Here is a 15,001-nt window from a genome sequence, read left to right as displayed (position 1 = left end):
CTAAGGGAGAGCGGTGTTCGGTATGTGGGCATATTTTGGGATGTGGGATGTGGTGTGCCGGTCGCCGTATGACTGTATGAAATTGCGTCACGTGGGCCGAGGCGCGTCACGTGGGACGGGCGGCCCGTGTGACAATAGTCTGAAAACGTTGCAATTTCAATGTTTTTTATGACCGACTATCGTGGGCACCCGGCCCGTGTGACAGCATGATCGCTTGCCGCCCCGCCCGCAAATCAACACCTGATGCCCATGTGTCAAGAGAATCGACGAATCATGCTGAGAGTCGAAATCGGGCCCACCTCGATCCGGCCTGTGGAATTATACTGACTTTGGATTGGCGACTACGGGGCCGGCGACTGCTGGGCCGACCGCCCGCGCCGTCACACCCAATCATCGTCATCATCCGATGCGAACGGCAGATGGCCGAAGCGACTGATGGTCGGAGGCGGTAGATGCGCATGATCGGGCGGATTTTCACACGAGACGTTCTTCGACTCCTCAGAAATCCCGTCGCCATCGTCATCACGCTCGGCGTTGCGCTCATCCCATCCCTGTACGCGTGGTTCAACATCGTCGCCAACTGGGACCCATATTCGAACACCGGCAACATCCAGGTGGCCGTCGCGAATACGGATGCCGGCACCCACAACGATCTGGTCGGCAAACTCAACGCCGGCGAACAGGTCGAACAGCAACTCAAGACCAATCATGATCTCGGCTGGCGGTTCGTCAGCGAAACCCAGGCCAAGGCCGGTGTGGAATCCGGCGAATACTACGCCGCCATCGTGATCCCCAAGGATTTCAGCGCGCAACTCGTCAACACGATCGAAGGCTCCGGCCAGCCGAGGATCACCTATTACGTCAACGAAAAGAAAAACGCGATCGCTCCCAAGATCACCGACACCGGTGCCAGCACGATCGACGAACAGGTCAACCAGACCTTCATCTCCACCGTCGCCACCACCGTGGTCAACGCGATCAAACAAGCCGCCGCGAACACCAGCGACAAGGCCGGCGACGCACGCACCAAAATCGACAACGATCTCGACCAGGCCGCCACCGACCTCACCGACGCGCAGAAGGCGATGACCGACACCGCAGCAACCATCGACGCCTCCACCAAGGCGCTCGACGACGCCAACACCACACTCACCGCGCTGACCAGCCAACTCACCAGTACCCAGACCGCCCTCGCCAACGCCAACACCGCGCTCGGCGAAACCCGCAAGGAATCGCTGGGCTTCGCCAACACCCTCGACTCCACGCTCGGCACCGCCGCCGGCAACCTCAGCGGACTCGAGGTCTCGGCCAACAACGCGGCGGGCGGCATCAGCGGCGGGTTCACCACCGTGCAGACCACCATCGACCAGACGCTGAACGGCCAGGATTCCGCGCTCTCCCAAGGTCGACAAGCCATCTCGAACGTGCGGCAGACCGTCAGCAGCGCCAGCCTCCCGGCCGCACAGAAACAGAACATCCTCGACCAACTCGACAAGCTCGACAACCAGCTCGCCGACCAGCAGAATCAGGCCACCAACTTCCGCAACAGCGCCTCCACCATCACCGGCTCCGGCCTCACCGCCACCCAGAGCATGGCCAACGGCGTGACCACTCTCACCCAGAACGGCGTCGCCACGCTCACCGATACGCGCGGCAGCCTCAACACCACCGTCATGCCGTCACTCCTCGCCGCCATGGACTCGTTCTCCGCGTCCGCCGGCAGCATGAGCGGCACACTCGGCGGACTCAACTCCACCATCGGCCAGACGCAAACCATCATCAAACAACTCAAATCCACGCTCACCAGTACCAAATCCACGCTCTCCGACACCAGCAAATCCCTCAACGACGTCAAAACCGGACTCGACACCACCAGCACCGATCTGGCCGCACTCGAAAGCTCCGACATCTGGCAGCAGCTCAACACCCGGCTCAACCTCAACGCCACCGAGGCCGGCGCGTTCATGGCCTCACCCGTCAACCTCGTCACCACCACCGTGTACCCCGTGGCCAACTACGGTTCGGCCGTCACACCGTTCTACACGAATCTGGCGCTCTGGGTGGGCGGATTCGTGCTCATCGCCATCTACAAGCTCGAAGTCGACAAGGAAGGGCTGAACCGAGGCCTGAACCACGGCAAGCGCGTCAACGCCATGCAGGCCTACATCGGCCGCGGACTGCTGCTTGTCAGCGTGGGCCTCATGCAGGCGCTCATCGTCACCATCGGCGATCTGATCATCGGCATCCAGTGCAAGAATCCGGTGGCGTTCGTGTTCTCCGGACTCGTGATCTCATTCGTCTACGTGAACGTGATCTACGCGCTCGCCGCATCGCTCAAGCACATCGGCAAGGCCGTGGCCGTGATCCTCGTGATCATTCAGATCCCCGGATCGTCGGGCATGTATCCGATCGAAATGATGCCCGACTTCTTCCGTAATCTCTATCCGTTCCTGCCGTTCACCTACGGCATCAACGCCATGCGCGAGACGATCGGCGGCGCATACGGCTCGCACTACTGGCACGATCTCGGTTCGCTGCTCTGGTTCCTCGCCGGCGCGCTGATGCTCGGACTCGTGGCCCGCCCGTACCTGCTCAACCTCAACGCGCTGTTCGACCGTCGCCTCGGCGCCACGGATCTGATGGTGGCCGAGAAGAACAACATGCTCAACGAACGGTTCAAGCTCACGTCGGTGATCAAACTGCTCATGGGCGTGGACGAGGTCCGTCCGCAGATCCGCCGCCGCGCGCACCGCTTCTTCAAGCTGTATCCGCATCTGATCCGTGCGGGACTCGCGCTGATCATCGTGCTGCCGGCCCTGTTCCTGGTGCTGATGTTCAGCGTGGAGTCGAAGATCGTGATGCTTACCGCGTGGATCACGTCGATCATCCTCATCGACATCTATCTGATCGTCGTGGAATACATGTATGAAAGCTTCGCGCGTCAGTTGGGCATCAGTGCGATGGACAGCGATGCGCTGCGCAAGGCGATGTCCCGTCGATTCCATATTCCGTTGCCGTCGTTGCCGATTCCGCCGATGCCGTCACTGCCGGATTTGGGTGGTCGACATCACGGCGCGCATACGGCCGGTGGTGCTGGTTCGGCTGGTGCTGGTTCGGCTGGTGCGGGTGCGCACGCTGCCGGTGCGGGTTCGGGTGCGGATGATCCGGAGAACGACGATGTGTTCAAGGCACTGCGTGCCGCCCGGCAGGCCACGCCCGGCGAGCCGATCGACGATGCGCATGACAGTGGTGTGCATGACAGTACGGCCGCATCGCATGGCAGCGGTCATGGCGGTGCAAACGGCACTTGCGACGGCAATGCGAACGGCACTCACGACGGAAAGGAGACCCGCTGATGCGCAACATCCTGCAGATCTTCATCCGTGACGTGCGCAACGCCGTCAGCAACGTGATCGGTGTGATCGTGACGATGGGTCTGGTGATCGTTCCATCGCTGTACGCATGGTTCAACATCGCCGCCAGCTGGGATCCGTACAGCAACACCGCCAGTCTGAAAGTTGCCGTCGCCAGCGCCGACAAGGGATACCAATCCGACCTCATTCCCGTGAAAATCAACGTGGGTGAGACCGTGATCTCCACGCTGCGCGCCAACCATCAGCTCGACTGGGTGTTCACCGACCCCGACAAGGCCGAGGACGGCGTGCGCTCCGGCGACTATTACGCGGCCATCGTGATTCCCGAAAGCTTCAGCGCCGACATGATGACCCTGTTCTCGCCCAAGGTGAAGCACGCGAAACTCAAGTACTACACGAACGAGAAGATCAACGCCATCGCGCCGCACGTCACCGACGAAGGTGCCGACACGATCACCAATCAGATCGACAGCACCTTCGCCAAAACCATCGGACAGGTGGGACTCGACCTGGCCACCACGCTCGCCAAATACGCGCAAAGCGACCAGATGCAGAATTATGTGGCCAACGCGACCGGGCACATCAACGCGATGGGCGACCAGCTCGCGTCCGCGTCCGCGCAGACCGCGTCGTATTCGAAACTGCTCGGCGCGACCGAGGGCATCATCGACTCCACGTCGAACCTGATCAACTCGTCCGGGAGTGCGGTCGCCGACGCGAAAAACGGACTGAATCAGGCGCAGGACGGCGTGAAATCGCTGGATGGCGCACTGTCCGGTGCGGCGAACACGTTGAGTGCGGCGCTCAGTCGCAGTGAGCAAAGCTACGATTCGGTGAGCGGTCAGATCGACACCGCATTCGACGCGATCGGCACGCAGTCGGACGAGGCGGGGAAGCAGCTGACCGATCTGTCCGGCAAGGTGTCCAGTGCGGCGGACGGATATCAGTCGCTGATCGACGCGCTCAACGATATGAAGAACGCGACCGGTGGTTCGGGTGGTTCGGGTGGTTCGGGTGGTGCTGGTGGTGCGAACGGCGATGTGCAGACCGCGCTTGACGACGCCATCACCGCCGTGACCAACGCGCAGAAGGCGCAGAAGGATCTCGCCGGACAGCTCTCCAACGCCGCCGGCACGATCAACGGCACCAGCGACGACGTCACCGCCAAACGCAACGATCTCAAGAACCAGATCGCCGATGCCAAGAAATCCGTCACCGACGTACGCAACACATACGACAACGGTCTCAAGCCGAAACTTGCCGCGCTCGCCGACTCCATCGACACCGTGAGCTCGCAGACCCGCGGCGTGGCCGACGGCGTGAGCGCCACGGTGAACGATCTGAAGAACGTCTCCGGCAGCGCCGACACGTCGATCGCCGGCATCCGCAAGATCCTCGACAGTGCCACCCAGCGACTCGCCTCGGCGGGGGACAGCATGCACGAGCTGGGCAAGCAGATCGCGGGGATCGCAGGGAGTGGGGACGGAACTGGAACCGGTGATGCCGGCGCGAACGGCGCGAACGGTACGCAGTCCGACTCGAACGGGGACTTGTCCTCGTCCACGGATTCGTTGACGTCCGCGCAACTCGATCAGCTCGCCAATCTCGACCCCGAAGCGCTTGCCACGTTGCTGTCGTCGCCGGTGAGCGTGAACCGCGTGGCCGTCTACCACATCGCCAACTACGGTTCGGCCATGGCGCCGTTCTACACGATCCTCGCCATCTGGGTGGGGTCGATCGTGCTCGTCGCCATGATGAAGGTGGCCATGAGCGACCGCGGGCGTGAGGAGGTGCTCGCCGCCACGGGCGCGCCGCGACTGCGTCTGCACCAGCAGTATTTCGGACGCTATCTGTTCTTCATGCTGCTCGCGCTGCTGCAGGGCGCGCTGGTGGGACTTGGCGACCTGTATTATTTGGGCATTCAGAGCGAGCATCCCCTGCAGTTCCTGCTCGTGTGCGAGGTGGCGGCGATCGTGTTCTCCAACATTACGTACACGCTGGCGCTGTCGTTCGGCGATATCGGCAAGGCGATCGCGGTGGTGCTGCTCGTGATGCAGGTGGCCGGTTCGGGTGGCACGTTCCCGATCGAAACGCTGCCGCCGGTGTTCCGCGCGCTCTACCCGTTCCTGCCGTTCCCGCACGGCATCGCGGCCATGCATGCGGCCATGGCGGGCGCGTTCGGCGCGGAGTTCTGGCGTGAGACGGCGCTGTTGGCCGCGTTCATCGTGCCGTCGCTGCTGCTGGGACTGGTGCTGCGCAAGCCCGTGATCCGCCTCAACGACTGGATCATCCGCAACCTCGAAAGCACGAAACTCATGTAGGCGTCACGTGGGCCGTGTCGGTGCATCACGTGGGCCGCATGCTGGTTGCCAGTTGCGTTACGTGGGCCGCGGTCACGTTACGTGGGCCGTGCGCGGCCCACGTAACAGTTGGTAAAAACGTTGCAATTCCAACGATTTGTTGATACGTTACGTGGGCCGCGCACGGCCCGGCTAACGCCCACGTAACGCACGCGGCCCACGTAACGCGTCTTACTCCTCCGTCAGCGGCGTATGCAGGAACTCAAGGATGCGCTTCACATACTGCTGCATGATCTCGTTGCGCTCGGTGGTCATTTCGTGCCGCGACCCCACCAGCCGCACCAGCTGCACCGGGCACCCGCCGGCCCGCACCTGCGCCGCGAACTTGTTCTGCGGCTTGGGCAGCACGTACGTGTCATTCTCCGCTTGGAAGATCAGCAGCGGCGTCTCCACCTGCTCGCACGCCGACTGCCGCATGATCGACTTGTACATGCGCAGTCCCTCGCGCACCCAGCCGAACGTGGCCGCACTCGTGTGATATTCCGGATGCTTGAGCCGCAGATCGTGCACCCAGCGAGCGCGCGGCAGGCTCAGCGTGCGGTAAAAGTCCTCGTCGAAGTCTTCGCTGAACGCCTTCTGCCCGGGCGCGGCGTGCTGCCCGAGTCCGATTGCGCAGGCGAGTTCCGCCACCGTGGGCGCGATCCAGAGCGGCATGCCGGATTTCAGTGCGATCATGGGCGCGCTGAGCACTGCCTTGTCGATGATCGTGGGATAGCGTTCCAACATCGCCGCCGCGATTCCTCCGCCCATGGAATGCCCGTACAGGTAGATCGGCTGTCCAAGCGCGTAGTCCTGACCGATGGTGGAGCAGAACTTCGCGAGATCGTCCACGTATCGGTGCCAGTCGTCGATCCACACCAGGCTTTCGTTGTCCACGTCGCGTGGCGAGTATCCGTGACCGCGATGTTCGAGAATGCACACGCTGAACCCGTCGAGCAGCAGATACCAGGCGAGTTCCGCGAATCGTTCCGCGAATTCGGTGAATCCGTGCGAGATCACGACCGCGCCGCGGAATGTCGCCGTGGCGCCGTTTTCCCGTATGGCGTCGAATTTGGCGGAGTCGTAGCACACGTAGTGTAGTTTGCCGGGCGTCGGTGCCGGAATGGTATGGGCGTGCGACGGCTCCATCCATCCTTCCCTGCGGCATGCGGCCAGTGCGGGCAACACGGTCCGGTCCATGGTTTCGGCGTAATGACGGTCGTCGATCAACTGCACTTCCATGCTTTCGAGCCTACCGTGGGGGCTGACATGCCGTCGGATTTCATCCATGAGTTGTTTTATGGACGGGCGATCGGGAACCAGGTCCTTGTTTGTGGGATTGTGCTGGGTCTTGGGTGCCGGAACCGTTTTCCCGTTTCCCGCTGGTAGGAAGTTGACAAGAATATGCGAAAGCCGGCATTTCAGTTCAACGGGAAGCGTTGCCGTGGTGTCCTGTATGCGGCGAACCCAGCCCTCTTATTCCTCTCATTTCAGCGGGAATGCCGGATAGGATCGACATTCCCGTCGCACGTATCCGACTGCCCGACTGCCTGACTGTCCGCACACCGGATTGTTCGTCGTTCCGCACGACATGATGAAAGAGAATCCTTGCAATATCGCCGAGACGAGACCGTGCGGGAACGTCGTCTATTCGTCTATTGTGTGAGTCGAGGTGTCGTTGTAATCGGGGTTGGCGTCGATGTGTTCGGTGGTACTGACGTTTTCAGCGCCGTCGTCGGTCCCGCTATAGGGGCTGTTCGTTTCATGGTCTTCGTGGTCGTCTGTTTCGCGACCGTCCGTTGTCGACTCGTCGCGACGCTTCCGGCGGTCGGCGTCGCCCACGTATCGCAGCTGGGGTTTGGCCTCCATGCGGGACAGGCCGTTCCATGCCAGGTTCACGATGTATGCAGCGAGCTGCTCCTTGCTCATCTTGCGATGCGTGGCCCAGTACTGGCCGGTGAACACCATGAGGCCGACGAGCATCTGCGCGTAGTAGGGCACGCCCTTGGCGGGGATCTTGTGCCGTTTGAACGCGCGCACGAGCAGGTCCTCCACGCGGATGCTCACGTCGCCGAGCAGGGAGTTGAACGAGCCGGACGGATCGGTGGTCGGCCGATCGCGCGCGAGCACCTGGAATCCTTCGGTGTGCTCCTCGATGTAGTTGAGGAACGCCATGGCCGCGTTCTCCACGATCTGCCGCGAGCCCTGGGCTGGCGCGGCGAGCGTGTCCATCATCGCGCCCGTGAGCGTCTGCATCTCGCGGTCCACCACCACGGCGTACAGCCCTTCCTTGCCTCCGAAATGCTCGTATACGATCGGTTTGCTGACCTTGGCCGTGGCGGCGATCTCCTCCACGCTCACTGCCTCGAACCCCTTGGCCGCGAACAGCGAGCGCCCTACGGTGATGAGTTGTTCGCGCCTCTGCAATGCCGTCATTCTGCCTGTTCCGCTCATGATCTTTAGTGTTTCACGCCGGTTTGACGCGGGTGGATGGGGGTGTGAATACTGGTCTGATGTCAGAGGTTTTGGTGGGTGTAGGGGGATGTGATTCCACGTTTGTCTCGGGATGTAGACAATCAGCGATGATTATGGGTGTTGACGGGGGAAAAGTCGCGGCTGCTGAGAGAATTAATCCTATGCCCATGCTCCTCGTGTTTCTGTTCTGGATCGTCCTTGTCGCCGTGCTCGTTGTTGCCGTGTTGCGCTACGCCCGACAGGATGCGCACCGTACTGACTTCTTCTACAGCTACGACAAGCGGAACGAGGAACACAAGCCGCGCGTGGTGAGCACCAAGGTGGCGTTTCAGCCGTCGGGTGACGCGAAGCGGGGGGCTTCCAATCATGAGTCCACGTCCGAGACGCCGGTGTATGTGAATCATTCCTCCGTGGTGGAGGTCCATGGCATGCGTCGTGCCGATGGGCTCGATGAGCATGATGGGCCTGAGGGCGGCGACGGCAAGTAGGGCCAGAACGATCCGATAGAGCGCTAATAGAGCGCTAGCACTAACGGTGCAGTGAAACGGTGCAGTGAACCAGACGCGACCATGGGTGCGTGTTTCTCCGGGCATCGATATTCGGCTCAGCTGTGTGCGCGTGGGCAATATGGACTGAACGTCGGGGCCGGATTCTAGGGGTTGGGTTCTATCTTCGAGTTCTGTGCGGATTGCGGGGGTTTGCAGACATCAATATTCGAGTTCTGTGCGTCGAGAACAGGAAAACCTGAGTAGAGGCGTTGGAATTTCAAGACTCATACTTCGTTTTCCCGCCGTTGTCCGCACAGAACTCGAAGATTGATGTCCGCACAGGGGCTGAATCCGCACAGAACTCGAAGGTTGGCACCAAAGACGCAGGGCACCGGGCTTCGGTTGGGCGTGGCCGGGTTTTGTCTGACGTGGATTCGCCGTCAACTAGCCGAATCGGTCGGTCGGGTGTTTCTTCCGCCGATGTTAGGGTGAAGGCATGGATCAAATGACATTGTGGATCATCCTTGGCGTTGTCGCCGTGGTGATCATTGCGGCCGTTGTTGCCGTGGTAATGAAGAAGAAGGGCGCTCCCGCCGAGGCCCCGGCACCGGCGGTTCCGGCCGTGCAGCCTGAGCCGACGCCAGCGGCCCGGGCCGAGTCCGCCGCAACGGCGGAGAAGAAGGCGGCTGATGAATCCGCCGCCGAAGCTCGCGAGGAATCCGAGCCTGAGACCGAGGAATCCGAGGCCCCGGCCACCAAGCCGGCCGCAGTTGAGAAGGCCGAGCCTGAGCTTGAGCCGGAATCGGAAGCGGCTCCCCAATCCGAGCCTGCCGCCGCCCCGGAGTCCAAGCCCGCTCCCGTCGCCAAGCCCGAGCCGGCCGCATCCCGCTTCGAACGCCTCAAGGCCCGTCTGGCCAAGAGCGCGAACCCGTTCGGCAAGGCCCTGTTCTCCATTCTTACGCAGGACAATCTCTCCGAGTCCGATTGGGAGGACGTGGAGGATACGCTGCTGCTCGCCGACGTGGGTGCCGAAGCCAGCGAACAGCTGGTTGACGAGCTGCGCAAGGACGCCCGCATCACCGGCGAAAAGGACCCGGAGGCCGTGCGCGCCATGCTGCGCGAGAAGCTGCTCGACCTCGTGGGCCGTGACATGGACCGCTCGCTGGTCGCCTCCCGCCCCCGTCCGACCGGCGCCGGCCCGTCCGTCATCATCATGGTGGGCGTGAACGGCACCGGCAAGACTACCACCGCCGGCAAGCTGGCCCGTCTGTTCGTGGCCGAGGACAAGAAGGTGGTCATGGGTGCCGCCGATACATTCCGTGCCGCCGCCGCCGATCAGCTCGAGACGTGGGGCAGCCGCGTCGGCGTGCCCGTGGTCCGCAGCGACAAGGACGGCGCCGACCCGGCTTCCGTCGCGTTCGAAGCCGCCAAGGTCGCCAAGGAGCAGAACGCCGACGTGCTCATCATCGACACCGCCGGACGTCTGCAGAACAAGTCGAATCTGATGGACGAGCTGGGCAAGATCCGCCGCGTCACCGAGAAGACGCTGCCCGTGGAGGAGGTGCTCCTCGTCCTCGACGCCACCACCGGCCAGAACGGCATGACCCAGGCCAAGGTGTTCGCCGAGGTGATCGGCATCACCGGCATCGTGCTCACCAAGCTCGACGGTTCGGCCAAGGGCGGCATCGTGATCAGCGTGCAGAAGGCGCTGGGCGTGCCGGTCAAGCTCGTCGGCCTCGGCGAAGGCCCGGACGATCTGGCCCCGTTCGACCCCGAAGGCTTCGTCGACGGCATCCTCGGCTGAGCCGGGGTTCCTGGCCCGGACCCTTTCAACACCAACGTCCCGTTCACAGCGACACCAGTCCTTCGTGAACGGGACGTTTGCATTTCACCGGCCAGGGACCGACGACAGCTATAACCGGTATCCAGCCTTGTGACAGTGGCTGTGTGGGCCCGATGCCGGAATGAGGTGATATCAGCAATCTCCAAGTTCTGCAAAGAGCCGTAATTACTTCAGAACTCGAAAATTGATGTCGGCGTAGGTGCTGGACTGCACAGAACGCGAAATAACAAATAGCAATTGGGGTCACGGACCCGAACTCGCCCCCCCCAACTCCTCCGAATATCGTGGTGAACGCCATGGTGCCATTGCGTTTTCCATAGTCTGAGCCTATGTAACGGTCTCAGTTCCGGTTAACACCTCCGTAACACTATGTAATCGAGCGGGTAATCCAAGCGTCGTTTCATACAACCGTTGGCTTTCATGACCCGACTTGCGACATCGACCGCGCACAACGCATACCGATCGTCACACGTCATGAAAGTCGAAATAGGTTACTTTCAGTCGGGTTCGCCCGGCTCATATGAACAGGATCGCCGGCGCGTGCAGGGCCGAGCGACCTGCAGAGAGGGAGGTAGACATGGGTGACGCAGGCAATGCAGCATGGATGTTGACTTCAGCGTCCTTGGTTTTCCTCATGACGCCTGGTGTGGCGTTCTTCTACGGCGGCATGGTTCGTGCCAAGGCCGTGCTGAACATGCTGATGCTGTCCACGGCGGCTCTGGCCGTGACCGGCGTCGTGTGGACGTTCTGGGGCTGGTCGATCGCCTACGCCGGCACTGACATCGGCGGTATTTTCGGTGATCCCGCCACCGGATTCCTGCTGAAGGACACGATGGTCGCCACCGACGGCGTCTGGGGCTCGGTTGACGGCGGTGCCGATGCGGCATACCCGCCGAGCATCAACGTCGCATTCCAGGTCACGTTCGCCATGATCACCGTCGCGCTGATCACCGGTGCCCTCGCCGAGCGCATCAAGTTCAGCACGTGGATGATCTTCGTGGCCCTGTGGATCACGTTCGTATACGCTCCTATGGCCCACATGGTGTGGAACCACGGTCTGCTGTCTCCCGACGGCGCCATCTCCCAGGCCATCGGCGCCGCGGCGCATGATTTCGCAGGTGGTACGGTCGTTCACATCAACGCCGCAACCGCCGCTCTTGTCACCGTGCTGATCATCGGCAAGCGCAAGGGCTTCGCCAAGGAGCCGTTCCGTCCGCACAACGTTCCGTTCGTGATGCTCGGTGCCTTCCTGCTGTGGTTCGGCTGGTTCGGCTTCAACGCCGGTTCCGCCTTCGCCGCCAACGGCGTTGCCGGCTACACGTGGGTTTCCACCACCGCCGCCACCTCCGCCGCAACGCTCGGCTGGCTGTTCACCGAGAAGATCCGCTCCGGCCACTACACCGCCATGGGCGCCGCTTCGGGTATGGTCGCCGGTCTGGTCGCCATCACCCCGGCCGCCGATGTGGTCTCCCCGCTGTGGGCCATGGTCCTCGGCTTCATCGCCGGTATCCTCTGCTGTTTCGCTGTCGGTCTGAAGTTCAAGCTCGGCTACGATGACTCGCTCGACGTGGTCGGCGTGCACGGCGTCGGTGGTCTCACCGGTACCATCCTCATCGGCTTCTTCGGCGAAGGCACCGGCCTGTTCGCCGGTGGCGACTACAAGCAGCTGCTCGTGCAGATCGTCATCGCACTGGTCGCCATCCTCTACTCCGGCGTGCTCACCGCGATCATCTCCTTCGCCCTTGAGAAGACCGTCGGCTGGCGCGTCACCGAGGCCCAGGAAGTCGGCGGTGTCGACTTGGCCGATCAGGGTGAGCGTGCTTACGATTTCGCTGGTACCGCCAGCTCCATCCTGAAGGGAGTGAAGTGAAATGAAGCTCATTACCGCAATCATCCAGCCTCATAAGCTCGACGAGGTCAAGGAAGCGCTCGCCGCCGCAGGCGTGCACGGTCTGACCGTCTCCGAGGCCAACGGCTACGGCCGTCAGCGCGGCCACACCGAGATCTACCGTGGTGCCGAATACACCGTCGACCTGATCCCGAAGATCCGCGTCGAGGTGCTGTCCGACGACGCCGACGCCGAGACCCTGGTCGACGTGATCTCCAAGGCCGCAGGCACCGGCACCATCGGCGACGGCAAGATCTGGGTCGCCCCGCTCGACTCGGTCACCCGAGTCCGTACCGGCGAAACGGGTTCCGCCGCGATCTGATCCAGGATTTCAGGACGGTTCCCACACCGCTCTGATTGATGAAAACAGTCCCCGTGACGGCTCGTCCGCCACGGGGATTTTCCATATCCATTCCATATTTTCCATATCCATTCCATCCGTTTTCGTTTGTTGTGATTGTCATCGTGATTTCCCTCACGATTTTCTCAGTTCTTACGTTCTAAGGAGAGCAATTGGCTTCTGCGGTTGATGGGCTCAAAACACGACTGGTGGCCGCCAGCCAGCCCGACGACGACGGCGTCTACCGCAACGGCGCGGCAAAACGTGCCGCCCGCGTGGAGATCGTCCTCGAATCATTACGGCAACTCTGGTCGGACGCCATCGCATCCATGGGTGCCGACGCCCCGGATCACGGCGTGGGACTCGCCGCGGTCGGCTCGCTCGCCCGACGACAGATCGGCCCCTGCTCCGACCTCGATCTGGTCATCATCTACGATCCGCATGCGATCAACGACCACAATGTGACCACGCTCGCCGACAAACTCTGGTATCCGCTGTGGGATTCCGGACTCGACCTCGACCATTCCGTACGCACACGTCAGCAATGCGAAGCCGTCACCGACAGCGATCTGCCCGCCGCCATGGGCTGGCTCGACGTGATGCCCGTGGCCGGCGACACCGAACTGATCCGCAAAACCTCCGACTCGATCCTCGAACGCTGGCGCAAGGCCGCACGCAAACGCCTGCCCGAACTCACCGACTCCGCCAAGCAGCGATTCGACCGGTTCGGCCAGCTGCCGTACCTCAATCAGCCAGACATCAAGGAGGCACGCGGCGGTCTGCGCGACACTGTCCTCGTTTCCGCGCTTGCCACGTCATGGCTGGCCGACCGCCCGCACGGCAGCTACGACGACGCCGTGGAACACCTGCTCGACGTGCGCGACTGCATCCACCTGGCCGCAAACAAGGATACGAATATGCTGCTGCCCGCCTATCAGGTGGACGTGGCACGCATGATGGGCCTGAGCGATCCGACCATTCCCGACGAGGACCAGCGGGCCGCCGAATCCATCGAAAACATGCAGACCATGCTGGCGCGATACGGTCGTCGCATCGCGTTCGCTCTGGACTCCACGGCGTCGCGTGCCGCGCATTCGCTCACGCACGAACAGCCGCGATTCTCGTTCTTCCAGATCTTCCAGCCGCGCGGTGGCGGACGTCGTGAAGCGCCGACGTTCGACATCATCGCGCCCGGCGTGGCCCGGCATGAGGGCGAGGCCGTACTCGCGCCCGGCGTCGACCCCAGCGCGGATAGCACGCTCGCGTTGCGCGTGGCCGTGGCCGCCGCCGAAAACGATCTGCCCATCGCGCCGGGTACGCTGACCAATCTCAAACGCTGCCCGATCCACGACCGCGACTGGAACGACGACAGCCGGTCGGCATTCGTACGGCTGCTCGCCACCGGACCGGCGCTGCTGCGCACGTGGGAGGAGCTTGATTTCGTTGATATTCCGGGCCGCTGGATCCCCGAATGGCTGGGCATCCGCAACCGTCCGTCCGTGTCCGCCGTGCACCGGTACACGATCGACCGGCACATGCTCGAGGTGACGTCACGACTCGACCGCACGTCGCCCACCGGCGAGCGCTACGACGACGAGCATTACACGGTGCTGCTCATGGCCGGCGTTCTGCACGACATCGGCAAGCGCCCGCGTATCGTCGATCATGCGGCGGAGGGCGCGCGTCACGTGCCGGTGATTATGAAACGTATGGGGTTCCCGCAGGATCAGATCGACATGACGACCACGCTGGTGCGTGAGCATTTGACGCTGTCCGACTTCGCGTCCGGCAGGAGTCCGGATGACGATGCGGCTGTGGATGAGCTGGCCGCGCGGCTGGGGAACGATCCGCTCATGCTTGACATGCTGTTCGACCTGACGCGTGCCGACGGGTCGTCGCTGGGTGCCACGGCGGGGGAGACCATCACCAAGAAGTACGGCTGGTCCAAGTGGCGTGCCGCGCTGGTGGGTGCCATGTATTCCGCCGCGCGCGCCCGTGCCGCCGCCGCGGCGCGTGCCGCTGCTGGTGCGTGAGTGGCAGGGGCGTGAGTGCATGTGGTGCGCAGAGCATGCAAGCGCCACATGGGGTCTCCGGTGCTTGTTTGTTGCATGCGTACGGCAAAACAAGCACCGGCGCTGTTCCCCGATGCTTGTTCTACGTACATGTGCGTCGTTCGAGTACTGTGCCGCTTCCCCGATGCCTGTATGACGTATACGTACGTCCGATGAGCATCGAGGATGATCTCCGGTGTTTG

9 protein-coding genes are annotated in these 15,001 nt (G+C 62.4%); 7 read left to right on the top strand and 2 right to left on the bottom strand.

Annotation, left to right across the window (positions count from 1 at the left end):
• Nucleotides 1-458: 458 nt before the first annotated feature.
• Together EP30_RS07610 and EP30_RS07605 are read left to right on the top strand one after the other, a co-directional pair.
• Nucleotides 459-3,356 carry a YhgE/Pip domain-containing protein gene (locus tag EP30_RS07610; protein ID WP_181160844.1) on the top strand — a complete coding sequence of 966 codons (2,898 nt, stop codon included), beginning with the start codon at nucleotides 459-461 and terminating at the stop codon, nucleotides 3,354-3,356.
• Nucleotides 3,356-5,695 carry a YhgE/Pip domain-containing protein gene (locus tag EP30_RS07605; RefSeq protein ID WP_140557494.1) on the top strand — a complete coding sequence of 780 codons (2,340 nt, stop codon included), beginning with the start codon at nucleotides 3,356-3,358 and terminating at the stop codon, nucleotides 5,693-5,695. The genes EP30_RS07610 and EP30_RS07605 overlap by 1 nt, the downstream gene beginning before the upstream one ends.
• 210 nt (nucleotides 5,696-5,905) lie before the next feature.
• Here EP30_RS07605 and EP30_RS07600 read toward each other — a convergent pair whose 3' ends face one another.
• Nucleotides 5,906-6,955, bottom strand: coding sequence for an alpha/beta fold hydrolase (locus EP30_RS07600; RefSeq protein ID WP_140557493.1), 1,050 nt, complete (start codon nucleotides 6,953-6,955; stop codon nucleotides 5,906-5,908).
• Nucleotides 6,956-7,360: 405 nt separating this feature from the next.
• Nucleotides 7,361-8,149, bottom strand: coding sequence for a TetR/AcrR family transcriptional regulator (locus EP30_RS07595; protein ID WP_181160843.1), 789 nt, complete (start codon nucleotides 8,147-8,149; stop codon nucleotides 7,361-7,363).
• 200 nt (nucleotides 8,150-8,349) lie between these two features.
• Here EP30_RS07595 and EP30_RS07590 point away from each other — a divergent pair, with 200 nt between their 5' ends.
• The 5 genes from EP30_RS07590 (at nucleotide 8,350) to EP30_RS07570 (ending at nucleotide 14,780) form a co-directional block, all read left to right on the top strand.
• Entirely contained in the window at nucleotides 8,350-8,676 is a 327-nt protein-coding gene (locus EP30_RS07590) for a hypothetical protein (protein ID WP_140557491.1), read from the top strand.
• 496 nt (nucleotides 8,677-9,172) lie between these two features.
• Nucleotides 9,173-10,480 (top strand): signal recognition particle-docking protein FtsY, encoded by a 1,308-nt coding sequence (gene ftsY, locus EP30_RS07585; RefSeq protein WP_375137744.1) that lies wholly within the window; start codon nucleotides 9,173-9,175, stop codon nucleotides 10,478-10,480.
• Nucleotides 10,481-11,096: 616 nt separating this feature from the next.
• Nucleotides 11,097-12,389, top strand: coding sequence for an ammonium transporter (locus tag EP30_RS07580; protein WP_094663135.1), 1,293 nt, complete (start codon nucleotides 11,097-11,099; stop codon nucleotides 12,387-12,389).
• Nucleotide 12,390: 1 nt separating this feature from the next.
• Nucleotides 12,391-12,729: a P-II family nitrogen regulator gene (locus EP30_RS07575; protein ID WP_094663137.1), complete on the top strand. Its 339-nt coding sequence runs from the start codon at nucleotides 12,391-12,393 to the stop codon at nucleotides 12,727-12,729.
• A 191-nt stretch (nucleotides 12,730-12,920) separates the two neighbouring features.
• Nucleotides 12,921-14,780: a protein-PII uridylyltransferase gene (locus EP30_RS07570; RefSeq protein ID WP_140557489.1), complete on the top strand. Its 1,860-nt coding sequence runs from the start codon at nucleotides 12,921-12,923 to the stop codon at nucleotides 14,778-14,780.
• Nucleotides 14,781-15,001: the final 221 nt, after the last annotated feature.

The sequence above is a fragment of the Bifidobacterium sp. UTCIF-39 genome (genome assembly GCF_006408715.1).
GTDB lineage: Bacteria > Actinomycetota > Actinomycetes > Actinomycetales > Bifidobacteriaceae > Galliscardovia > Galliscardovia tissieri.
The sequence above is the reverse complement of the archived record's forward strand: the minus strand, read 5'-3'. Positions and strand labels throughout refer to the sequence as shown.

Coding starts and splice junctions, on each gene's coding strand:
- EP30_RS07610 (WP_181160844.1), top strand. CDS start 459: ATGATCGGGCGGATTTTCACACGAGACGTTCTTCGACTCCTCAGAAAT.
- EP30_RS07605 (WP_140557494.1), top strand. CDS start 3,356: ATGCGCAACATCCTGCAGATCTTCATCCGTGACGTGCGCAACGCCGTC.
- EP30_RS07600 (WP_140557493.1), bottom strand. CDS start 6,955: ATGGAAGTGCAGTTGATCGACGACCGTCATTACGCCGAAACCATGGAC.
- EP30_RS07595 (WP_181160843.1), bottom strand. CDS start 8,149: ATGACGGCATTGCAGAGGCGCGAACAACTCATCACCGTAGGGCGCTCG.
- EP30_RS07590 (WP_140557491.1), top strand. CDS start 8,350: ATGCCCATGCTCCTCGTGTTTCTGTTCTGGATCGTCCTTGTCGCCGTG.
- ftsY (WP_375137744.1), top strand. CDS start 9,173: ATGGATCAAATGACATTGTGGATCATCCTTGGCGTTGTCGCCGTGGTG.
- EP30_RS07580 (WP_094663135.1), top strand. CDS start 11,097: ATGGGTGACGCAGGCAATGCAGCATGGATGTTGACTTCAGCGTCCTTG.
- EP30_RS07575 (WP_094663137.1), top strand. CDS start 12,391: ATGAAGCTCATTACCGCAATCATCCAGCCTCATAAGCTCGACGAGGTC.